Annotated in this window: 19 protein-coding genes and 2 tRNA genes; 12 read left to right on the forward strand and 9 right to left on the reverse strand. The window is 75.0% G+C overall.

Annotation, left to right across the window (positions count from 1 at the left end; translation table 11 throughout):
• Window positions 1-47: 47 nt before the first annotated feature.
• From KDL28_RS30835 to KDL28_RS30845, 3 genes are all read left to right on the forward strand, one after another.
• Complete coding sequence (locus tag KDL28_RS30835) at window positions 48-2,030, forward strand: acetoacetate--CoA ligase (protein ID WP_252444252.1); 1,983 nt, start codon at window positions 48-50, stop codon at window positions 2,028-2,030.
• Between the two features lie 45 nt (window positions 2,031-2,075).
• Window positions 2,076-2,165: transfer RNA gene (locus tag KDL28_RS30840), tRNA-Ser, on the forward strand.
• A 44-nt stretch (window positions 2,166-2,209) separates the two neighbouring features.
• A tRNA-Arg gene (locus KDL28_RS30845) sits at window positions 2,210-2,285 on the forward strand.
• Window positions 2,286-2,417: 132 nt separating this feature from the next.
• Here the strand turns inward: KDL28_RS30845 and KDL28_RS30850 are convergent.
• A complete protein-coding gene (locus KDL28_RS30850) occupies window positions 2,418-3,572 on the reverse strand; it encodes an epoxide hydrolase family protein (protein ID WP_252444253.1) in 1,155 nt (384 codons plus the stop codon).
• 63 nt (window positions 3,573-3,635) lie between these two features.
• On the opposite strand from KDL28_RS30850, the gene KDL28_RS30855 reads away from it, so the two are divergent.
• The 3 genes from KDL28_RS30855 (at window position 3,636) to KDL28_RS30865 (ending at window position 7,977) form a co-directional block, all read left to right on the forward strand.
• Window positions 3,636-4,589 (forward strand): helix-turn-helix transcriptional regulator, encoded by a 954-nt coding sequence (locus tag KDL28_RS30855; RefSeq protein ID WP_252444254.1) that lies wholly within the window; start codon window positions 3,636-3,638, stop codon window positions 4,587-4,589.
• Window positions 4,590-4,985: 396 nt separating this feature from the next.
• Window positions 4,986-7,391 (forward strand): hypothetical protein, encoded by a 2,406-nt coding sequence (locus KDL28_RS30860; RefSeq protein WP_252444255.1) that lies wholly within the window; start codon window positions 4,986-4,988, stop codon window positions 7,389-7,391.
• Window positions 7,392-7,470: 79 nt separating this feature from the next.
• Window positions 7,471-7,977 (forward strand): hypothetical protein, encoded by a 507-nt coding sequence (locus tag KDL28_RS30865; RefSeq protein ID WP_252444256.1) that lies wholly within the window; start codon window positions 7,471-7,473, stop codon window positions 7,975-7,977.
• Between the two features lie 41 nt (window positions 7,978-8,018).
• On the opposite strand, the gene KDL28_RS30870 is transcribed toward KDL28_RS30865, so the two are convergent.
• Complete coding sequence (locus KDL28_RS30870; RefSeq protein WP_252444257.1) at window positions 8,019-8,222, reverse strand: DUF397 domain-containing protein; 204 nt, start codon at window positions 8,220-8,222, stop codon at window positions 8,019-8,021.
• Window positions 8,219-9,037, reverse strand: a complete 819-nt coding sequence (locus KDL28_RS30875) for a helix-turn-helix domain-containing protein (protein WP_252444284.1) — start codon at window positions 9,035-9,037, stop codon at window positions 8,219-8,221. The genes KDL28_RS30870 and KDL28_RS30875 overlap by 4 nt, the downstream gene beginning before the upstream one ends.
• A 222-nt stretch (window positions 9,038-9,259) precedes the next feature.
• Between KDL28_RS30875 and KDL28_RS30880 the strand changes: the two genes are divergently transcribed.
• Window positions 9,260-9,484, forward strand: coding sequence for a hypothetical protein (locus KDL28_RS30880; protein ID WP_252444258.1), 225 nt, complete (start codon window positions 9,260-9,262; stop codon window positions 9,482-9,484).
• 14 nt (window positions 9,485-9,498) lie between these two features.
• The gene (locus KDL28_RS30885; protein ID WP_252444259.1) at window positions 9,499-9,711 is read left to right on the forward strand and encodes a hypothetical protein; all 213 of its coding nucleotides are present in this window, start codon (window positions 9,499-9,501) and stop codon (window positions 9,709-9,711) included.
• Between the two features lie 16 nt (window positions 9,712-9,727).
• Here the strand turns inward: KDL28_RS30885 and KDL28_RS30890 are convergent, their stop codons facing one another.
• The 4 genes from KDL28_RS30890 to KDL28_RS30905 form a co-directional block, all read right to left on the reverse strand.
• A complete protein-coding gene (locus tag KDL28_RS30890; protein ID WP_252444260.1) occupies window positions 9,728-10,537 on the reverse strand; it encodes an alpha/beta hydrolase in 810 nt (269 codons plus the stop codon).
• Between the two features lie 59 nt (window positions 10,538-10,596).
• The gene (locus KDL28_RS30895) at window positions 10,597-12,966 is read right to left on the reverse strand and encodes a glycoside hydrolase family 65 protein (RefSeq protein WP_252444261.1); all 2,370 of its coding nucleotides are present in this window, start codon (window positions 12,964-12,966) and stop codon (window positions 10,597-10,599) included.
• A gap of 52 nt (window positions 12,967-13,018) precedes the next feature.
• Window positions 13,019-13,654, reverse strand: coding sequence for a hypothetical protein (locus KDL28_RS30900; RefSeq protein WP_252444262.1), 636 nt, complete (start codon window positions 13,652-13,654; stop codon window positions 13,019-13,021).
• 140 nt (window positions 13,655-13,794) lie between these two features.
• Complete coding sequence (locus KDL28_RS30905) at window positions 13,795-14,211, reverse strand: VOC family protein (protein WP_252444263.1); 417 nt, start codon at window positions 14,209-14,211, stop codon at window positions 13,795-13,797.
• Between the two features lie 225 nt (window positions 14,212-14,436).
• On the opposite strand from KDL28_RS30905, the gene KDL28_RS41180 reads away from it, so the two are divergent.
• On the forward strand, window positions 14,437-15,456 hold the full coding sequence (locus tag KDL28_RS41180; RefSeq protein ID WP_308216085.1) for a TRM11 family SAM-dependent methyltransferase: 1,020 nt from the start codon (window positions 14,437-14,439) through the stop codon (window positions 15,454-15,456).
• Window positions 15,457-15,486: 30 nt separating this feature from the next.
• Here the strand turns inward: KDL28_RS41180 and KDL28_RS30915 are convergent, their stop codons facing one another.
• Window positions 15,487-15,750, reverse strand: coding sequence for a winged helix-turn-helix transcriptional regulator (locus tag KDL28_RS30915; protein WP_372497122.1), 264 nt, complete (start codon window positions 15,748-15,750; stop codon window positions 15,487-15,489).
• A 76-nt stretch (window positions 15,751-15,826) separates the two neighbouring features.
• Window positions 15,827-16,270, reverse strand: coding sequence for a carboxymuconolactone decarboxylase family protein (locus KDL28_RS30920; protein ID WP_372497123.1), 444 nt, complete (start codon window positions 16,268-16,270; stop codon window positions 15,827-15,829).
• A gap of 96 nt (window positions 16,271-16,366) precedes the next feature.
• On the opposite strand from KDL28_RS30920, the gene KDL28_RS30925 reads away from it, so the two are divergent.
• The 3 genes from KDL28_RS30925 (at window position 16,367) to KDL28_RS30935 (ending at window position 20,752) form a co-directional block, all read left to right on the forward strand.
• Window positions 16,367-17,230: a sigma-70 family RNA polymerase sigma factor gene (locus KDL28_RS30925; RefSeq protein ID WP_252444265.1), complete on the forward strand. Its 864-nt coding sequence runs from the start codon at window positions 16,367-16,369 to the stop codon at window positions 17,228-17,230.
• Between the two features lie 211 nt (window positions 17,231-17,441).
• Window positions 17,442-17,939, forward strand: coding sequence for a DUF6069 family protein (locus KDL28_RS30930; protein WP_252444266.1), 498 nt, complete (start codon window positions 17,442-17,444; stop codon window positions 17,937-17,939).
• 74 nt (window positions 17,940-18,013) lie between these two features.
• Window positions 18,014-20,752, forward strand: a complete 2,739-nt coding sequence (locus KDL28_RS30935) for a PEP/pyruvate-binding domain-containing protein (RefSeq protein WP_252444267.1) — start codon at window positions 18,014-18,016, stop codon at window positions 20,750-20,752.
• Window positions 20,753-20,755 lie beyond the last annotated feature (3 nt).

Raw genomic sequence — 20,755 nt, forward strand, 5'->3', positions numbered from 1 at the left:
TCGCGGACACTGTCTGCGAGCCGCCCGACTGATGCATGCTGACCGGCATGACGACCGCCGAGACCCCCGACGTCCTGTGGGCTCCGGAACCCGGGCACGCCGGTCCGATCACCGAGTTCGCGGCCCACGTCCGGCGGACCCGCGGCGTCGACCTGCCCGACTACGCCGCGCTGCACGAGTGGTCGGTCACCGACCTGGAGGGCTTCTGGTCGGCAGCGGCCGAGTTCCTGGGCGTGCGCTGGCACGACCGGCCGAGCGCCGTCCTCGGTTCGCGGGCCATGCCGGGCGCCGAGTGGTTCCCCGGCGGCACCCTGAACTACGCCGAGCACGCGCTCACCCCCGGCCCGGGCCGCGCCGACGACGACCTCGCCGTCGTGTTCGCCCGGGAGGACGGCCGGCAGCGCCGGGTCACCCACGCCGAGCTGCGCGAGCAGGTGGGCCGGGCCCGCGCCGGGCTCGTCGGGCTGGGCGTCGGGCGCGGCGACCGGGTCGTCGCGCTGGCCCCGAACTGCGTCGAGACGCTGGTGCTGTTCCTGGCCGCGGCCAGCCTCGGCGCGATCTGGTCGTCGTGCTCGCCGGACTTCGGGGCCCGCGCCGTGCACGACCGCTTCGCCCAGGTCGAACCGGTGGTGCTGCTCGCCGTCGACGGCTACCGCTACGGCGGCAGGGCGTTCGACATCCGCCCCACCGTCGACGCGCTGCGGGCGAAGATGCCCACGCTGCGCGCCACCGTCCTGCTGCCGTACCTGGACGACGCGGCCACCCTGGACGACACCGTGGCGTGGGCCGAGCTCACCGCGGCCCCGGGCCCGCTGGAGTTCGAGCCGGTGCCCTTCGACCACCCCCTGTGGGTGCTCTACTCGTCGGGCACCACCGGCCTGCCCAAGGGCATCGTGCACGGCCACGGCGGCATCGTCCTGGAGCACCTCAAGGCGCTGCGCCTGCAGATGGAGCTCGGGCCGGGGGAGCGGTTCTTCTGGTTCACCACCACCGGCTGGATGATGTGGAACTTCCTCATCGCCGGCCTGCTGGTGGGCGCCACGATCGTGCTGTTCGACGGTAGCCCCGGCCACCCCGACCTCGGCGCGCTCTGGCGGCTCGCCGAGGAGCACCGGATCACCTACTTCGGGGTCTCCGCGCCCTACGTCCAGTCCTGCCTCAAGGCCGGCCTGCGCCCCCGCGACGACGTCGACCTCTCCGCCCTGCGCGCCATCGGCTCCACCGGCGCCCCCCTGTCGGTCGAGGGCTTCCGCTGGATCGGCGACGCCGTCGGCGGGCACGTGCAGATCTGCTCGGTGTCGGGCGGCACCGACGTCTGCGCGGCCTTCGTCGCCGCCGCCCCGACCGTCCCGGTGTGGCTGGGCGAGCTGTCCTGCGCGGCGCTGGGCGCCGCCGTGGTGGCCTACGACGATGCGGGCGAGGAGGTCGTCGACGAGGTGGGCGAGTTGGTGATCACCCAGCCGATGCCGTCGATGCCGGTGGCGTTCTGGGACGACCCCGACGGCAGCCGCCTGCGCGCCGCCTACTTCGAGGACTACCCGGGCGTGTGGCGCCACGGCGACTGGGTGCGCCGCACCCCCCGCGGCTCCTACGTCATCTACGGCCGCAGCGACTCCACCCTCAACCGCGGCGGCGTCCGCATGGGCACCGCCGACTTCTACGCCGTCACCGAGGGCTTCGACGAGGTCCTGGACTCCCTGGTGATCGACACCACCGAGCTCGGCGCCCGCGACGAGGGCGCCCTGCTGTGCTTCCTCGTCCTGGCCGAGGGGGCGTCGCTCGAGGAGGTGGAGCCGCGGCTGCGCCGTGCCCTGCGCACCGAGCTGTCGCCCCGCCACGTCCCCGACCGCTTCGTCCTCATCGACGCCGTCCCCCGGACCCTGAACGGCAAGAAGTGCGAGGTACCGGTCAAGAAGATCCTGGCGGGCGCCGACCCCGACCGGGCCGTCAGCCGCGGCGCCCTCCTGGACCCGTCCGCCCTGGCCCCGTTCCTCGCGCTGCGAACCCCGGACCCCCGTGATCCCGCTTGAACGCGCTGTGTACCCTGGTGAGCGTTGGAGGGCCGAGAGGCCCCGGGAGGCTTCGCCTAGTCTGGTCTATGGCGCCGCACTGCTAATGCGGTTTGGGGTAACCCCCCATCCCGGGTTCAAATCCCGGAGCCTCCGCGCCGGTGGTCGGCTAAGCTGGCCACCGGATAACTGAAGATCACGCGCCCGTAGCTCAACGGATAGAGCATCTGACTACGGATCAGAAGGTTAGGGGTTCGAATCCCTTCGGGCGCACCAATCTCGACCTGCGGAAACCCATTCGGCGGAGATCACCTCGGTGGGCCGCTGTCCGATGCGTTCTGCATCTATCGATGCGGCCCGTTCGCCGCGCGGGTCGAACCGGAGCCGGGCGTGGTGAACCGCGCCCGGTCAGCGGTACCCGCGGAAGAACTCGCGGACGTCGGCGAGCAGCAGCTCCGGCTCCTCCAGCGCGGCGAAGTGGCCGCCGTGGTCGACGTCGGTCCACCGCACGATGGTGTTGTCCAGCTCCGCGTACCGCCGGATGCCGACGTCGTGGGCGAACACGATCACCCCGGTGGGGACGCCGGAATTCACCGCCGGCTCCCAGGACTGCGGCTGCGCGTAGCCGACGTAGGCCGCCGAGCCCGCCGTGCCGGTCAGCCAGTAGAGCATCACGTCGGTGAGCAGCCGGTCCCGGTCGACGATCTCCTCCGGGAGCGTGGACCGCGGGTGGGTCCACTCCCGGAACTTGTCCATGATCCAGGCGAGCTGCCCGACCGGGGAGTCGACCAGCCCGTAGGCGAGGGTCTGCGGGCGGGTCGACTGGACCGCGATGTAGCCGAACTCCTCCTGCATGAACGCCTCGATCCGGCCCACCCGGTCGCGCTCCAGTTCGGTCAGCGCCGCGCGCTCCTCGTCCGACTGCGGCATCGGCGGCAGCCCGGTCCCGCCGTTGACGTGCACGGCGACCACCCGGTCCGGGACCACGCGTCCCAGCTCCGTGGAGACCCCCGCCCCCACGTCGCCGCCCTGGGCGCCGAACCGCTGGTAGCCGAGCCGGCTCATCAGCTCGGCCCAGGCCCGGGCGATCCGCTCGGTCGTCCAGCCGCCGTCGGACACCGGACCGGAGAAGCCGAAGCCGGGCAGCGACGGGATGACCACGTGAAACGCGTCGGACGCGGCGCCGCCGTGCGCGACCGGGTCGGTCAGCGGGCCGACCAGGTCGAGGAACTCGACCACCGAGCCGGGCCAGCCGTGGGTGAGCACCAGCGGGAGCGCGTCCGGGTGCGCCGAGCGGGCGTGCAGGAAGTGGATGCGCTGGCCGTCGATCTCGGTGGTGAACTGCGGGACCGCGTTGAGCGCGCGCTCGGCCGCCCGCCAGTCGTAGCCGTGCCGCCAGTGCTCGACCATGCCGCGCAGCCAGGTCGTGGGGACCCCGGTGTCCCAGCCGTCGCCGGGCAGCGGGGCGGGCCAGCGGGTGGCGTCGAGCCGGGCGGCCAGGTCGTCGAGCTCGGCCTGCGGGATGTCGACGCGGAACGGGTGCAGGTCCTCGGTGTCGGTCATACCGATGACAGTAGGAGCCGGTTAGGACAGTTTCTGTCCTAGCCGGATGTCAGAATCGCCGACATGGCGGAGAGCTCGGCGCGGCTGCTGCGCCTGCTGTCGTTGCTGCAGACCCAGCGCACCTGGTCCGGTGGTGAGCTGGCCGACCGCCTGGAGGTGGACGTGCGGACGGTCCGCCGCGACGTCGACCGGCTGCGCACCCTGGGCTACCCGGTGCACGCCACGGCGGGGACTGCCGGCTACCGGCTCGGCGCCGGCGCCCGGCTGCCCCCGCTGCTGCTCGACGACGACGAGGCCATCGCGGTGGCGGTCGGCTTGCGCGCCGCGGCGACCGGTGGGGTGACCGGCACCGAGGAGTCCTCGGTGCGGGCGCTGGCCAAGCTGGAGGCGGTGCTGCCCGCCCGGCTCCGGCACCGGGTCGGCACCCTGAACGCGGTCACGGTGAGCCTTCCCGGCGGCGGCCCCTCGGTGGCGCCGGACGTGCTGGTGGCGGTGGCCGCGGCCTGCCGGGCCACCGAACAGTTGCGGTTCGACTACGCCGGTCACGACGGCACCGCGACCATCCGGCGGACCGAACCGCACCGGCTGGTGCACACCGGGCGGCGGTGGTACCTGGTGGCCTGGGACCTCGACCGGGACGACTGGCGGACCTTCCGGGTCGACCGGCTGCACCCCCGCGTCCCCACCGGGCCCCGCTTCACCCCGCGCGCCCTGCCCGACGACCTGCCGTCGTTCGTGGCCGGCGGGATCACCACCCGGGCGTACCGCCACCGCGCGCGGTTCACCCTGCAGGTGCCGGTCGAGGTGGCCGCGGACCGGATCGCGCCGACCGTCGGCGTGCTCGAAGCGGTCGACGAGCGCTCCTGCACGCTGCACGCCGGATCGAACTCGCTCGACGAGCTGCTGCTCTACGTCGGGCTGTTCGGGTTCCCGTTCGAGGTGCACGAACCGCCCGAACTGGTGGCGCACGTGCAGGAGCTGGTCACCCGGCTGGCCGCCGCCGTGGACGGTCGCTGAGGATCTTCCGGTGGGCGGTGCGAGACGCGGACCGCAGGGCCGCCATCGCGGCCCGATCCGCGGGGTGCTCGTAGGCACGGGGGCTGATGTCCGGGAACTGCAGCAACGTGGGGCCGACATCCGTAGCTCTCCGTAGGTACCGGTCGTGTCCGCGCCCCCCATCCGGTGTCTTCGCAGAGGCAGCGTGCTCCTCGCAGCGACCACAGCACCTGCGAGGAGCAGGGAGAGTCTGCGAGGACGGGCTCGAACTCCGCGCCCGCGCACAGGCGAAGCGACGCTTCGCGCCGCCGCGATGCCGCCTCGCGCCGTAACGCCTGCCGCTGTCCGGGCGACTCCGCTGCTGATCCGGGGTGTGTGCGCCGCCGCTCTCGGCCGGGCGGGCGAGGGGGTGGGGTCGTGCGTCGACGCGTGCGGGGCCTGTGGGTGCTCACGGCGGTGGCCGCGCTCGTCGTGTCCGGCTGCACGACGGTGATCACCGGTGAGCCGCAGACGCGCTCGTCGCGCCCGAGCGGCCCGGTCGATCCGGTCGCCGGGCACCCCCGCCTGTTCATCCGGGAGGGCGACGTCGAGCGCCTGCGCTCCTGGGCCACCCCGGAGAACCCGCTGTGGGAGGGCGGCGTCGTGGCGCTGGCCGAGCGGTCGAAGGGGTGGATGGACGACGGCACCATCCCCGCGCAGGACACCGGCTCGGCGGACTACGAGACCTACCCGACGGAGCTGAACGCGCAGCTCTTCGCGTTCATGTCGCTGGTCGACCCGGACGAGGCGGCCCGCGCCGACTGGGGCCACCGGGCGCGCGAGCTGCTGATGCACGTGATCGGGAAGGCGGAGGCCGGGGTCGGGGCTGAGGGCGACCCCTGGGTCGACCCGCGCTTCGCCGTCTTCAACCGCTCCCGCTGGCAGGGGGCGGCCTTCCCGCTGACCGTCGACTGGGCCTACCCGTACTTCTCCGCCGACGACCGGGCGCGGATCCAGAAGGTGTTCCTGCGCTGGGCGGGCGAGCAGTTCACCGCCTACCCCGCGGTCTCGGCGGGCGGGGGTGCCACCGACTTCACCCGGGCCGGGGCGGCGCCCGACGCGGCGCTGCTCGCCGACAGGACCCAGGTGCGCTGGGCGACGAACAACTACTTCACCGCGCACGGGCGCAACCTGGTGCTGATGGCGCTGGCGCTGGACCCCGCCGACGACCCCGGTGGCGAGCTGGCCTCCTACCTGCGCGACGCGCTCAACCTGTGGTGGTACCAGACCGACCACGCCCTGCGGACCGAGGCGGCGGGCGGGCACTCGCCGGAGGGCACCGAGTACGCGCAGAGCTCGATCGCCTACATGACCCAGCTCGGCTTCGCCCTGCACACCGCGGGCCAGGCCGACCCGGCGAGGAACGGTCCGCAGTCGGTGATGGGCGACAACCCGTTCTTCGCCGCGTTCCTGCCCGCCCAGCTGCACTCGATCGCCCCGGTGCCGACCCGGGCGCCGCCCGAGCTGGAGATCGGGGAGGTGCCGGTCTACCAGCCCGCCTCCTTCGGCGACTTCGAGCGGTACCAGGCCCACGACATCACCGACGCGCTGGTGCCGCTCGGCCTCTACGCCGCCGACCGCGGCGACCGGGCGACCCTGGACGCGGTGCGCTGGTACATCACCGACGTCTCGCCCGGCGGCGCCGAGGGGCTGGTCGACCGGGTGGGGAACACCAGCGAGTACTTCACCTCGATGTGGTACTTCCTGGCCCTCGACCCCACCGCGGCCCCGCCCGCCGACCCGCGCCCCCCGCTGCCGCTGTCCCACGCGGCGCAGGGCCTGAACCGGTACTCGGCGCGCACCTGCTGGTGCCCGGAGGCGAGCTGGTTCACCTACGGGCTGACCTGGAAGACGATCGACCACCAGGGCAGCGACGCCAACGAGTTCGAGCTGTACCGGCGCGGGGAGTGGCTGACCAAGAAGCACACCGGCTACGACACGCCCTGGTACACCGACTACCACAACACCCTGACCATCGAGAACGATCCACCGGTGGCGCCGCTGGACGAACCGTTCGCCGACATCGCCGCGCGCGGTTCGCAGGTGCCGATCGTCTCGCCCACCGACCCGACGCTGGTCGCGCAGGGCGAGGGCGAGGGCTGGTTCTACGCGCTCGGCGACGCCACGGCGCTCTACAACTGGGTCGACGACCAGCGCGACGACGTGCGGCACGCCAGCCGCTCGGTGGTCTGGCTGCAGCCCGACCACGTGATCGTCTACGACCGCGCGGAGACCGCGACCGCCGGCCGCTTCAAGCGGTTCTGGCTGAACGTGCCGGCGCAGGCCGAGGTGGTCGGGCCGCTGGCGACCGTGCGGACGCCCGGCGGGCAGCAGCTGTTCAGCACGACGCTGCTGCCGGCCGGGGCGACGATCACGTCCGGCCCGGCCGCCCCGCACCTGGGCACCACCTCGCTCGGGGAGCCGATGCTGTTCCAGGTGCAGGTCGACGCGACCGGCGGTCCGCCCTCGGCCCGGTTCCTGCACGTGGTCCAAGGCGCCGACGGCGGGGTCGCCGCGGACCCGGCGACCCTCGTGGAGAGCACCGGCGGGCGGCCCTACGCGGGTGCTGCGGTGTCCGGCACCGCCGCGGTCTTCCCCGTCGACGTCGGGGCGGAGGTCGACACCACCACCGTGCCGGTGCCCGCCGGGGTGACTCGGGTGCTGGTCACCGGCCTGGTCCCGAACGCAGGCTACGACGTGAGCAGCGGCGGCGGGCAGGTCACCGTGACCAAGGGCGGCTCGACCACCGCGGACGCGGCCGGGGTGGTGGTCGTCAACCCCTGAGGTCGGCGCGGGGTAACGCCGGGTCGCCCGCCTCCGAACCGTCCGGCGAACCGGGAACGACGCGCGGACGGGATGACCGATGGCGGAACGGGACGAACGGTTCGGCCACGTGCGGGTCGAGGTCGACCGGGTGGCCGGGCTGGTCGAGGTCTCCGGGGCCGCGGTGCCGCGGGTCCTGCTGCGCCGCCGCGAGGCCGAGCCCCGCCACCCGCACGCCCCGATCGGCACCCGCGACCCGGCCCGCCTCGACCTGCTCGCCGCGGGTCGCCGGTGGGAGGTGGCGCCCGCCGGCGGCGGGCTCACCCGCCGCTCCCACCGCGTCGACGCCCGCCGCGACGCCGTCCGCCTGCGGCTCGTGCCCTGCACGAGCGAGCGCAGCAAGCTGCTGCGCGACGGCCGCGAGCTGGGCAGGCTCTGGTCGGTGTGCGACGGCGGGTCCGCTCCGGACGTCTCGGCCCGCTGGCGGGCGCCCGGCCGGGTCGAGCCCGTCGACGCCGCCATCGGCTACGCGCTCGCCGCGGGGTTCGGCACGGGCGCGCAGGCGTGGTTCGTCACGCTCCTCCTGCGGGCGCTGGTGCGCTCCTGACCGGCAGTCGGTGAGGCTCTCGGGCGCCTGCCCGGGCCAGGTCAGCCGCCGTCGAGCAGGTGGTCGAACTCGCCACCCCGGGCGCCGTCCAGCCACGCCGCGAACTCGGCGCGGGTGAACCGGAGCACGGGCCCACCCCGGTCCTTGGTGTCGCGCACCTCGATCACGTCACCAACCCGTCGCTGCTCGACGCACGTGCCATCCGAGTTGCTGGCGGTCGCCTTGACCCACGGGGTCTCGTTCATCCGGTCCACTCCTCCACTGCCACGGTCTTGCTCAGCAGATCGCTGAACACGACCTCGTACTCGCGCACCTGATCGGCGGACTCCACATAGCGGGATCCGCCCGAGAACTCCACGTAGACGACGGTGGGGTCCTCGTCGTCGACAAAGTCCAGGATCGTGAAGTTGCCCCGCATCGGATAGGCGCCCACAGTCCAGGGCAACACCCGGACCTCGGCGGCACCGCTGGTGACGACCTCCTTGATGTGCGCCAGCTGAGCCGACATGACGCCGGGTGAGTCGACGACGAGCGAGACCGCAGCGGCCCCGAGGACGATCGTCAAGTCCGGTCGCCGGGCGAAGAGCCGGCGCTGGCGGTCCATGCGGAACCGCACCCGCTCCTCGACCACCTCCGGCGTCAACCGCGGGTCGGCCCCGATCACGGCCCGGGCGTAGTCCTCGGTCTGCAGCAACCCGTGGACCAGCTCGGGGTCGAAGCAGCGCAGCGAGGCCGCGGCCTGCTCCAGGCCGATGTAGAGCCCGAACCAGTCGGGCAGCACGGCCTGCGCGTACAGCTCGGTCCAGTCCTCCTGCTGCGTCCCCGGCGCCAATCCCACGAGTTCGTCGGTGGTGTCCCGGTCGGCGCCGTAGAGCCAGCACAGCGCCATGACGGTCGCCATCTTCACCGGCGTCTGCCCGGCCTCGATGCGGCTGACCGTGGCGCGGGAGGCGATCTGCGCCTCGACCACGTCCGCGACCTTCTTGCCCGACTTGAGCCGCAGTGCGCGCAGCTTCGCACCGAGCTGCCGCCGCACGACTAACGAGCCGCCCCCGCTCATGGCCACCTCCGGAGTGTCTCACGGTGAGTCATCGGAATGCGACCGTCCCGTTGCATGAACTTGCTCGCGACGCGACACCCGCAGATCTGAGAGTCTCACGGAGAGACGTGGCGACACCAGCTGCCTTCCAGAACGATGAGCTCTTGCAGGACCGGCGACCTGACCCCCGATACCGGTCGTCGGGCCTGCGTCCAGCGGAGGGCACAACGGCAGGAGGCGACTGTGGCGACCACCTACGAGGTCCAGGGACGACGGACAGAGCGCGGCGCGGACGGGGAACCGCGCGAGGTCGTGCGCCTGGACGCGACGAGGAGTCGGGCCACAGCGTTCGCCATCGCCGAGACGATGGGCGCCGAGAAGCTCACGGCCTGGGTGTTCGAGGCCGAGCGGCGGGCGGGCCGGACGTCCTACACGCTGCTCGGCATCGTCCGGGCGACGAAGTCCTGACCGGGGTGCCGCGAGTGCTGCTCGGAGCGGCGTTCGTCCAGGTGACGGGGGCCGAGGACGGCGCGGCGCACCTCGTCGCGTTCCGCCTCTACGAGGCGGGCCTGATGTCCGGTGCGGGCCGCTACGCCGCGATGTGCGGCAAGGCCGTGCTGGCCGCCTCGATGGCGACCGCCCCGGTCCGCCGGTGCCCGCTCTGCCGGGCATCGCTCTCCGAGCCGGAGTCGTGAACTCGGCGGCGCGCTCTCACCGTCCGGTCAACCGCACCACCGCGGCGACGACCTCCGGTCCGTGGCCCAGCTCCGGGTCGTTGTGCCCGGCCCCGGGCACGGGCACCACGGGGGCGCCCGCCGCGTCGGCGACGGCGGTGCTCTGCGTGAACGGCACCGTCGCGTCGTCCGGCCCGGCCACCACGACGACGGGCACCGGGACCGCGCCGACGGTGTCCCGGACGGGAAACCGGTCGCGCAGCAGCAGGGTGCCCGGCAGGAACGGGTAGTGCACGGCGGCCATGTCGGCCAGCGAGGTGAACGGGCTGCGCAGCACCAGCCCGCCGACGGGCCGCTCCAGGGCGAGCCGGGTGGCGACGCCGCCGCCGAGGCTCTCCCCGAACAGGACCAGCCGGGCGGGGTCGACGCGGCGCTCGTCGACCAGGTGGGTGTGCGCGGCGCGGGCGTCGGCGGCCAGCCCGTCCTCGGTCGGGGAGCCCGGGTTGCCGCCGTAGCCGCGGTACTCCAGCAGCAGCACCGCCGACCCGGTCGCGGCGATCGCCCCGGCCAGCGGGGCGCGGGCGGCCCGGTTGCCGGCGTTGCCGGGCAGCACGAGCACGGTGGCCCCGGTGGGGCGCCCGGTCGGCGGGGCGTACCAGGCGGTGAGGTCGAGGCCGTCCTCGGTGCGCAGGGTGACCGCGGAACCGCCGTCGAGCGCCCGCTCCGGCGCCGCCGCGGGTGCCCCGGACGGCAGGTAGACCAGTTGCCGCTGGAACGCCCAGGCCAGCACGAGCACCACCACGGCGAGCACCAGCGCGACCGCGCCGACCCGCACCGCCGTCCCCACCCGCCCAGTGTCCCCGCGCCAGGGCCGTCGACGCTCGCCGGGACGCCGGCGGCGGCGCGTCAGGCCGCGGGCGGGCGCGACCGACGCGCGGGGCGGCGGGTCTTGGGCTGGGTCGGCGCCTGCCGCCGCGGCCGCGCGGTCAGCGGACGGTGCACCGGGGCGTCCACCGCGGCCTCGACCTCCTCGCCCTCGTGCCAGAGCGTCAGCGGCTCGCCCTCGAGCACCTCGTAGGTCGCGCCGTCGTGGCGCACGGTGACCCGCAGCCTGCGGCCGTGGAAGCCCATCCGGAACGCCAGCCGGGTCAGCCCCTCGGGAAGCGCCGGGCGGAACTCCAGCCGCCCGTCGACCTGGCGCAGCCCGCCGAACCCGGCCACCAGCGCGATCCACACCCCGGCCAGCGCGGCCAGGTGCAGGCCGTCGCCGCTGTCGTGGTCGGCGTCGCGCAGGTCGGCCAGCGCCGACTCCACCACGTAGTCGTGGGCCAGGTCGAGGTGCCCGACCTCGGCGGCGAGCACCGCCTGCACGCAGGCCGACAGCGACGAGTCGCGGACCGTGACCCGCTCGTAGTAGTCCAGGTTGCGGGCCTTCTGCTCGTCGGTGAAGGCGTCGCCGCGGGCGAACATGGCCAGCACCAGGTCGGTCTGCTTCACCACCTGCTTGCGGTAGAGCTGGAAGTACGGGAAGTTCGCGTGCAGCGGGTAGGAGTCCTCGGTCATCGCGTCGAAGTCCCACACGGGCTGGTCGGTGAAGCCGGCCGCCTGCGGGTGCACGCCCAGGTCGGCGTCGTAGGGGACGGCCATCGCGTCGGCGGCGGTGAGCCACTGCCCGCGCTCGTCGGGGTCGACGCCCAGCTCGGCCGCCTCGTCCGGGAACCGCTCCGCCCAGTGCGCCGCGCCGCGCAGGTTCCGCTGCGCCATCAGGTTCGTGTAGACGTTGTCGTCGCTCACCGCGCTGTACTCGTCGGGGCCGGTCACGCCGAACAGGTGGAACGCGCCGTCGCCGGTGGTGTGGCCCAGCGAGGCCCACAGCCGGGCCGTCTCGACCAGCAGCTCCAGCCCGACGGTCCGGGCGAACTCCCCGTCCTCGGTGGTGTCGACGTAGCGGATGACCGCCTCGGCCACCGCCGCGTTCACGTGGAAGGCGGCCGTCCCGGCCGGCCAGTAGCCCGAGCACTCCTCGCCGGCGATCGAGCGCCACGGGAACGCCGCACCGCGCAGGTCGAGCTGGGCGGCCCGGGCGCGGGCCTTGGACAGCGTCGCGAACCGCCACATCAGCGCGTCGCGGCTCACGTGCGGGCGCAGCGCGGTCATCACGTGCAGCACGAACATCTCGGTGTCCCAGAAGGCGTGGCCCTCGTAGCCGGAGCCGGTGAGCGCCTTGCCGGCGATCGCGCGGCCCTCGGCGCGGTCGGTGGCCTGCAGCAGGTGCCACAGCGCGAACCGCACCGCCTGCTGCAGCTCCGGGTCGCCGTCGACCTCGACGTCGGCGTGCTCCCAGAACTCGTCGAGGACGGCGCGCTGGTCGGCGACCAGCCCGTCCCAGCCCGCGGCGCGCGCCGCGGTGACCGCCGCCGCCACCTCGTCGCGCACGGCGGGCAGCCCCCGGTGCTCCGACCAGGCGTAGCCCAGGTACTTGACGACCACCAGCTCCTCGCCGGGCTCCAGGCGCACCGCGACGGTGAACCGGGCCGCGTCCTCCTCGCTCTCGCTGTGCACCTGGACGCCCCGGGGGGCGCTCACCTCGTGCTCGGCCGCCGCGCCGAGCACGAACGCGGTGCGGCGGGTGCGGTGCAGCAGGGTGAGCCGGTCGCCGGTCGCGCGGTGCTCCAGCGGCTCGAGGGGGTGGCGCAGCAGGTCCTTGGTGTTCAGGTGCCGCGGGCGCAGCGGCTGCTGCTCGTTCGCTACCAGCGCCGACTGGACGACGACGTCGACCGGCCGGTCGACCGGGCGCACCGCGTACCGGACGGCGGCCGCGGTGCGGTGCCGGAACGACACCAGCCGCTCGGACTCCACGTCGACGACCTCGCCGCCCGGCGAGCGCCACCGCAGCTCGCGGCGCAGGGTGCCGGCCCGCATGTCCAGCGCCCGCTCGTGCCCGAGCAGCCCGCCCTCCCGGACGTCGAGGGCGTGCCCGTCGACGAAGAGCCGCACCAGCGCGCCGTCGATCGTGTTGACCAGGGTCTGGGTGGCCTCCGGCTCGCCCGCCCGCTCCTCGGTGTAGACCATGGTGCGCAGCTCGTGCAGCCCGGCCAGGTAGGTGCCGGCCTGCCCGGTCGGTTCGCCCTCGTCGAGCACGCCGCGCATGCCCAGGCAGCCGTTGGAGAGGGCGAAGGTCGTCTCGGTCTCGGCCAGGTCGTCGAGGCGGGGCCCGGCGGGCTCGCGCAGGATCCAGGGCTCGACTGCGTAGGCGTCGGGGCGGGGCACACCCACCCGTTCCCGATCCCCGGACGTTTCATGCCCGGTTGGGCGGTTCGCCTCGCCGTCAGGGACGGCGGGCCGGGTCGTCGAAGCGGTCGAGGCGCAGCGGCAGCCGGGTCGGCGCGACCGGGGGCAGCCACGACCGCCGCACGCGGGACAGGCCGACCCCGAGCAGCGCCCACAGCAGCCCGAGCCCGGCCTGGGCGAGGTGCCCGGTCAGCCCGTCGCCCAGCAGGTACGCCGGCAGCACGGCGGCGACCGGGTACAGCCCGCAGGCCAGCGGGAGGAAGCGCCCGCGCCCGGCCCAGCGCCGGGCGAGCAGCACCGCGGCCCCGGTCAGCACCATGCCCGCCCACGTGCCCACCGCCCCGACCGGGAACAGCGGCGACACCGACCGCGTCGCGTCGATCGCGGCGATGGCGTGCGCGAGCAGGTCGGTCACCACGCCGGCGATGGCGACCGCCAGCCCGACGATCGCCAGCCGGCCGGAGCCGGCCACCTCGGCGGCCGCCAGCCCGCCCAGCGCGGCGACCAGCAGCAGCAGGGCGACGGCGCTCAGCGCCATCCACGGGGAGAACCCCGAGGTCGCCAGCGGGAACGCGCCCGCGGTCAGGCCGAGGGCGAGCTGGAGCAGCCCGGCCACCGTCGCGCAGGCCCCGGCGGCCCGGGTACCGGGAACCGCCGGGATCGCGCGGATCACGGCGCCCCGGCGCCGGAGGCGGGGAAGGTCGGCATGGCGCGATCGTAGGAAAACCCGCCCACCGCGCACATCGGTGGTGCTACCGATGCGGAAAGGTTGGCGCAGGACGTCACGCGCGACGCCGGTCCGACCGGGTCGCCCTACCCGACGAAGATGCAGAACGGGTGCCCGGCCGGGTCGGCGTAGACCCACAGCGGCTCGTCCGGGTCGTCGGTGTGGTCGAGCAGCACGCGCGCGCCCAGGGCCAACGCGCGTTCGTGCTGGTGGGCGAGCGCGGCGGTGTCCGGGACGGTCATGTCCAGGTGCAGCTGCTGGGGCACGTCGTTGGACGGCCACGTCGCCGCGGGCAGCTCGTCGACCTGCTGGAACGCCAGCGGGAAGCTGCCGCCGCGCAGGACGAGCCAGTCCGAGGTGTCCGGCTCGCCCGGCTCCGGGGGCTCGTCGCCGGGGCGGTACCGCAGCCCGAGCAGCTGCCGGTAGAACTCGGCCAGGCCGCGGATGTCGGTCGCGTCGAGCACGGTCGTGCGCAGCACGGGGTAGCTCTCGTGATCGCTCATGTGACGGAGCGTGGCACGACCGCGGGCCGGGCGCCGGGCCCGCGCGGAATCCGGTGGTCGCCGCTCCGCGGCGCTCCCTACGATCCGCCGCATGTACTTCTTCCGCCTCCGCTGAGCGCCGCTCGCGGTCCACGGGACGCACCCCGCCGCGGGTGATGCGGGACGGCCACCGGCCGCCCCGGGTCGCGGCGTGGGAGAACGACGGTGGGCGCAGGAGCGTGCCTGGTGGCGCGGAGCGTGCGGGGCATCGAGGAGCTGGTGGCCGCGGAGATCGGCAGGCGCGGGGGCGAGGTGGTGGCCACCGGCCACCGGGAGGTCCGCTTCGTCGCGCCGCGGGCCGCGGGAAGGGCGACCGTGGCCTCGTTGGCCACGGTGGACGACGTGTTCGTGCTGGTCGCGGACGTCGAGGGGATCGGGCGCTCGCGCGCCGACCTGCCCCGGCTGGCGGCCGCCGTCGCCGCCGCCGACCTGGACGCGGCGCTGGCCGTCCGCGTCGGCTGCGGCGGGCCACCGGGGGCGGCGGTCGACGTGTCGGCGTCGTTCCTGGGGCGCCGCTCGTTCACCCGCTACGACGTGGAGGACGCCGTCGGCGCGGCCCTGGCCGCCCGGCTCGACCTGCCCTACCACTCGCGCCGGGGCGGGGGACGTCCGCCGGAGGGCGGGCTGAGCTGGCGCGTCACCCTGGTCGACGACCGCGCCTCGGTCGCCGTCCGGGTGGGGGCGCGGCCGCTGCACCGCAGGCCGTGGAAGGTGGCGTCGGTGCCCGGGACGCTGCACCCGCCGCTGGCCGCGGCGATGGTGGCGCTGGCCGGCGTCGGCCGCGGCGACGTCGTGCTCGACCCCTGCTGCGGGGCGGGCACGCTGGCGATCGAGGCGGCGCGGGCCGGGGCGGTGGCCGTGGGCGCCGACCTCGACCCGGCCGCCGTGGCCGCGTCGGTGCGCAACGGGCGGGCGAGCGGCGTGCGCTGGCTGCGGGCCGACGCGGGGGCGCTCCCGGTGGCCGACGGGTCGGTGCGTCGGGTGCTGCTGAACCCGCCGTGGGGGCGCCGGGTGGCGCCGGCCGGCGTGCTCGCGCGCCGTCCCGGGCGACTCGGGCGGGAGGTGCGCCGGGTGCTGGGGCCGGGCGGGACGGCCGTCGCGCTCGTCCCGGACGGGGCCGCGCCGGAGGTGGCGGGGCTGCGGGTCGAGCGCCGGGTCCCGGTGGCCCTGGCCGGGTCCCGGCTGGCGCTGCTGTTGCTGCGCTGACCCGGGCGGACGTGCGCTGAGCTGCGCCGGTCAGCGGCCGTGGTAGGCGCTGCGGGCCTCGACCACGTCGTCGATGTGCGTCTCCGCCCACTCCTCCAGGGCGCGCACCAGGCCGAGCAGGCTGCGCCCGAGGTCGGTGAGGGCGTAGTCGACCCGCGGCGGCACCACCGGGTGCACGGTGCGGGTGAGCAGGCCGTCGCGCTCGAGGCCGCGCAGCGTCGACCTCCCCCGCCTCCTCGGCCGCCCGGCCACCCCGCTCGCCGACGCCGTCCGCGCCGCCCTCTCCTGACCCACCCCCACCGTCGAGAACGAAGCTGTCGTCGTTTTGGACCGGTCCAACCGACAACGAGTTCGTTCTCGACGGGGGCGGTCAGGACCAGCTGGTGCCGACGGGCTGGCGGACGGTGACGTTGAGCCGGTTGAAGAAGTTCGTGGTCGCGATCATCGTGATGATCGCGGCCAGGGACTTCTCGTCGAAGTGGTCGGCGGCGTCGTCCCACACGTCGTCGGGCACGGTGCCCTTGTCGGCGATCCGGGTGACGGCCTCGGTCAGGGCGAGCGCGGCGCGCTCGGCGTCGGTGAAGTAGGGCGCGTCGCGCCAGGCCGCGATCGTCCACAGCCGCTCGTCGCTCTCACCCGCCTTGCGCAGGTTGCTGGCCCCGGCGTGCGCGCAGTAGGTGCAACCGTTGATCTGGCTGGCCCGCAGGTGGACCAGTTCGAGCAGTTCGGCCGGGGCGCCCCCGGCGTGCATGGCCTGGTAGATGCCGCCGATGGCCTTGGTCAGGCCGGGCAGGACGGCTGCGGGGCTCTGCATGCGAGCGGACATGATGGGTTCCTCCGTCGTGATCGGGTCCGTTCCGGACCGTCAACGCCTCGACGGACGACGGCGGGGAAAGGTAACGGGGGCGCGGTGGGGCAGCAGGACGATCTGGCGGAGCGCTTCGAGGGGGTCCGGGGGCACCTGCGCGCGGTGGCCTACCAGTTGCTCGGCTCGCTGACCGAGGCCGACGACGCGGTGCAGGAGGCGTGGCTGCGGCTGGCCCGCACCGACGTGTCCGACGTGGCCAACCTGGACGCCTGGCTGACCACCGTCGTCGGGCGCATCTGCCTGGATCTGCTGCGCTCGCGCACGTCTCGCAAGGAGGACCCGCTCGACGTGCACCTGCCCGACCCGGTGATCGTCGAGATCGGCGCGCCCGACCCGGAGCGGGAGGCCCTGCTGGCCGACTCGGTCGGCCTGGCGATGCTCGTCGTGCTGGACTCGCTGGGCCCGGCCGAGCGGCTGGCCTTCGTGCTGCACGACCTGTTCGCCGTGTCGTTCGCCGAGATCGCCCGGGTGCTGGGCCGGTCGACCGACGCGACGAAGATGCTGGCCAGCCGGGCCCGCAGGCGGGTGCGGGCCGACGCCGTGGCCCCCGACCCCGATCCGGCCCGCCAGCGCGAGGTCGTCGACGCGTTCCTGGCCGCGTCCCGGGCCGGCGACTTCGACGCGCTGGTCGCGCTGCTCGACCCGGACGCCGTGCTGCGCGCCGACGCGGGCGCCGGGCCGGGGATCTCCGCGGTCATCCGCGGGGCCGCTGCGGTGGCCGCTCGTGCGCTGATGTTCGCCCAGGTTGCCGCGACCGGGCGCCCGGTCCTGGTGCAGGGCCTGCCGGGCATGGTCAACCTCGTCGACGGCCGCCCGACCGCAGTACTGGCCTGGACCGTGGTGGGCGGTCGGATCGCGGCCGTCGACGTGTTCGCCGACCCCGACCGGTTGGCGGGCCTGCTCTGACCCCGCCCGCCGAGGCCGTCCGCGCCGCCCCTCTCCCGACCCACCCCCACCGTCGAGAACGAAGTCGTCGTCGTGTTGGAACGGTCCAACCGACAACGACGTTCTCGACGGGGGGTCACCCACAGGGGCATGACCGTCAACTCCTCTGTTCGGCGTACCGAGATACGGCAAGACTGGCAAGCTTTGTTGCGCCGAGCGTTGGAGTAGACGAATGCATGGCTACGAGGACGAGACCATCCGCCAGGAGGGCTGGGACGCCCCAGCGCCGCGGCCGCGGATCGACGCCGCCCGGTTGTGGTCCGGTGGGGTGGCCACGGCCGTGGTCGCCGCCCTGATCGCGCTGGTCGGGGTGCTGGTGGTGCGGGCGGTGTTCCAGGTCGCCTTCTCCGGCTCGCGGGAGGCGGGCGCCGTGGGCGACTCCAGCACGGTGGTGCTGTGCGTGCTGGCCGCCGTCGCGGCGCTGGCCGCCACCGGGCTGGCCCACCTGCTGCTGCTCGGCGCCCCGCGCCCGCTGGCCTACCTGGGCTGGATCATCGGGCTGGTCACCACGATCGCGGCGGTGCTGCCGTTCCTGTCCGGGCGGCCGCTGCCCGAGGCGCTCGCCCAGGCGATCATCCACCTGGTCATCGGCATGGCCATCGGCAGCCTGGTCACCGGCGCGGCCGCGGTGGCATCCCGGGATGTCCGCCGCTTCGACGCCACCCACTAGCGCCACTCGGCGGTGGCCGGGGGTCGTCGGACGGGCGGAGTATCGGGAGCGCACCCGCGGACCTGGAGCGCACGATGGACGACGACGCGACCCCCACCACCACCGGCTTCGACCAGGTCGGCGCGGCCGACGTCGCCCTGGTCGGTGGCAAGGCGGCCAACCTCGGCGAGCTCACCCGGGCCGGGCTCCCGGTGCCGCCGGGCTTCGTCGTCACCACGGCCGCCTACGACGCGTTCGTCGCGGCCAACGGCCTCGCCGCCGAGGTCGCGGGGATCGCGGGCGAGCCCGCCGACGCCGACGCCGCCGCGTTCGAGCGGGCCGCCGCGCGGATCGGCGAGCTGTTCGGCCGCGGCGCCGTCCCCGCCCCGATCGCCGACGCCGTGCGCGCCGCGTACCGGGCGCTCGGCGCCCCGCCGGTGGCCGTGCGCTCCTCGGCCACGGCCGAGGACCTGGCCGGGGCCAGCTTCGCCGGCCAGCAGGACACCTACCTCAACGTCCGCGGCGAAGCGGCCGTGCTGGGCGCGGTCGTCGACTGCTGGGCGTCGCTGTGGACGGCCAGGGCGATGGCCTACCGCCGCCGGCAGGGGATCGCCCCCGACGCCGTGAGCCTCGCCGTGGTCGTGCAGGAGATGGTCGAGGCGGACGCGTCCGGGGTCGCGTTCACCGCCGACCCGGCGACCGGACGGCGCGACCGCGTCGTGGTCAGCGCGGCGTGGGGGCTGGGGGAGTCGGTCGTCGGCGGCACGGTGAGCACCGACGACCACGTCGTCGACAAGGCCACCGGGCAGCTGGTCTCCCGCCACGTCGCCGACAAGGCGGAGATGACCGTCTACGCGGGCACGGGCACCGCGCCGCGGCCCGTGCCACCCGAGCGGCGGCGCGCCCCCGTGCTCGACGACGCCGCGCTGGCCGAGCTCGTCGCGCTCGCACGGCGCATCGAGGACCACTACGGCACCCCGCAGGACATCGAGTGGGCGCTGGCCGGCGGCCGGGTCGCGGTCGTGCAGGCGCGTCCGATCACCGCCCTGCCCGAGCCCGCCGCGGAGCCGCCGACGACGTGGCCGGTGCCCTACCCGGGCGGCCTGTACTTCCGGGCCAGCATCGTCGAGCACATGCCCGACCCGCTCACCCCGCTGTTCGCCGACCTGATCGACGGATCGGTGAGCCGGTCGCTGGGCGCGCTCATGCACCAGGCCTTCGGCCACTACCCGTCCGACGTCGAGATCAGCCTGCCGACGGTGAACGGCTACGCGTACTACTTCTACGGGTACCGCGGGATGCTGCGGATGCTCGCCGGGACGCCGCGGGCGCTGCGCGCGATGACCGGGCGCTCCGAGTACGCCGGGCCGCAGGCGATCGGCGGGCCGACCGGCTGGCGGGAACGCGCGCACCCCCGGTACCGGGCCGTCGTCGGCACCTGGAACGGGAAGGACCCCGCTGCGCTGACCCCGGCCGAGCTGCTCGGCGGCGTCGAGGAGCTGCTCGACGCCGGGACCGCCTACTACACCGCCGTCCAGTCGATCATCCCGCTGGCCGCGCTGAGCGAGCTCGCCTTCCGCGGCTTCCACGACCGGCTGGTGCGCCGCCGGGGCGAGCCGGCGGGCCAGTCGTTCCTGCTCGGCTTCGACAGCCAGCCGATCCGAGCCGAGAAGTCGCTGTTCGACCTGGCCGTCGCGGCGCGGGACGACGCGCCGGTCGCGGCCGCGCTGACCGCGGCCGCCGGTGCGGACCTGGCCGACGCCGTCCTGCACGACGTCGCGCCGCGGGGCGTCGACCGCGAGGCGTGGTCGCGGTGGAGCGCCCGGTTCCGCGAGCACCTCGACCGCTACGGGCACACCGTCTACAACCTCGACTTCGCTGACCCCCTGCCGGCCGACGAGCCCGGTCCGCTGCTCGACGCGGTGCGGTTCCACCTCGGCGGCACCGGCACCGACCCCTACGAGCGGCAGCGGCGCACGGCCGAGCGCCGCGACCGGCAGACCGCCGCCGTGCGCGCCCGGCTCGATCCGCTGCGCCGCGCGGTGTTCGACGGGCTGCTTGGCTGGGCGCAGGAGACCGGGCCGGTGCGCGAGGACGCGCTGGCCGACATGGGCCTGGGCTGGCCCGCGATGCGCCGGCTGCTGCGCGAGCTGGGCGGCAGGCTGGTCGCGGCCGGTGCGGTCGACGAGCCCGACGACGTCTTCTGGCTGCGCCTCGACGAGCTGCGCCGGGCCGTCGCCGGGACGCCGCCCACCGGCCTGCCGGCGGCGATCGCCGAGCGCAAGGCGCTCTGGCGGGGCCGCAAGCGGGCCACCGCGCCGCAGGTGCTGCCCGAGTCCGCGCTGCTGGACCGCCTGCTGGCCCGGATCCTGCCGGCCGGCGACCAGAAGCAGACCGGCGCCACGATCCGCGGCGTCGCGACCGGCTCGGGCACGGTCACCGCCCCCGCCCGGGTGCTGACCGGTCCCGCCGACTTCGCCGCCATGCGCCCCGGGGAGGTGCTGGTCGCCCGGATCACCACGCCCGCGTGGACGTCGCTGTTCGCGCTGGCCGCGGCGGTGGTGACCGACGTGGGCGGCCCGCTGAGCCACAGCTCGATCGTGGCCCGCGAGTACGGGATCCCGGCCGTGCTGGGCACCGGGTCGGGGACGGCGCGCATCCGCACCGGTCAGCTGGTCCGGGTGGACGGCGACGCCGGCACCGTCACCCTGCTCGACGACGACGGCCGGGCCCCGGCGGACGAGCCCGACCCGCGGGGCGGCCGGCGGGCGGTGCCGGTGGTGGCCGCGGTGGCGGTCGGGGTCGCGCTCCTCCGCCGCCGCCTCCGCCGATAGCCG

It is taken from the genome of Pseudonocardia humida, assembly GCF_023898865.1.
Taxonomy (GTDB): Bacteria; Actinomycetota; Actinomycetes; order Mycobacteriales; family Pseudonocardiaceae; genus Pseudonocardia; species Pseudonocardia humida.

Bases quoted from the DNA above. Each gene is read 5' to 3' on its own strand.
- KDL28_RS30835 (WP_252444252.1), top strand. From the start codon at position 48: ATGACGACCGCCGAGACCCCCGACGTCCTGTGGGCTCCGGAACCCGGG.
- KDL28_RS30850 (WP_252444253.1), bottom strand. From the start codon at position 3,572: ATGACCGACACCGAGGACCTGCACCCGTTCCGCGTCGACATCCCGCAG.
- KDL28_RS30855 (WP_252444254.1), top strand. From the start codon at position 3,636: ATGGCGGAGAGCTCGGCGCGGCTGCTGCGCCTGCTGTCGTTGCTGCAG.
- KDL28_RS30865 (WP_252444256.1), top strand. From the start codon at position 7,471: ATGGCGGAACGGGACGAACGGTTCGGCCACGTGCGGGTCGAGGTCGAC.
- KDL28_RS30870 (WP_252444257.1), bottom strand. From the start codon at position 8,222: ATGAACGAGACCCCGTGGGTCAAGGCGACCGCCAGCAACTCGGATGGC.
- KDL28_RS30875 (WP_252444284.1), bottom strand. From the start codon at position 9,037: ATGAGCGGGGGCGGCTCGTTAGTCGTGCGGCGGCAGCTCGGTGCGAAG.
- KDL28_RS30905 (WP_252444263.1), bottom strand. From the start codon at position 14,211: ATGAGCGATCACGAGAGCTACCCCGTGCTGCGCACGACCGTGCTCGAC.
- KDL28_RS30920 (WP_372497123.1), bottom strand. From the start codon at position 16,270: ATGCAGAGCCCCGCAGCCGTCCTGCCCGGCCTGACCAAGGCCATCGGC.
- KDL28_RS30930 (WP_252444266.1), top strand. From the start codon at position 17,442: ATGCATGGCTACGAGGACGAGACCATCCGCCAGGAGGGCTGGGACGCC.
- KDL28_RS30935 (WP_252444267.1), top strand. From the start codon at position 18,014: ATGGACGACGACGCGACCCCCACCACCACCGGCTTCGACCAGGTCGGC.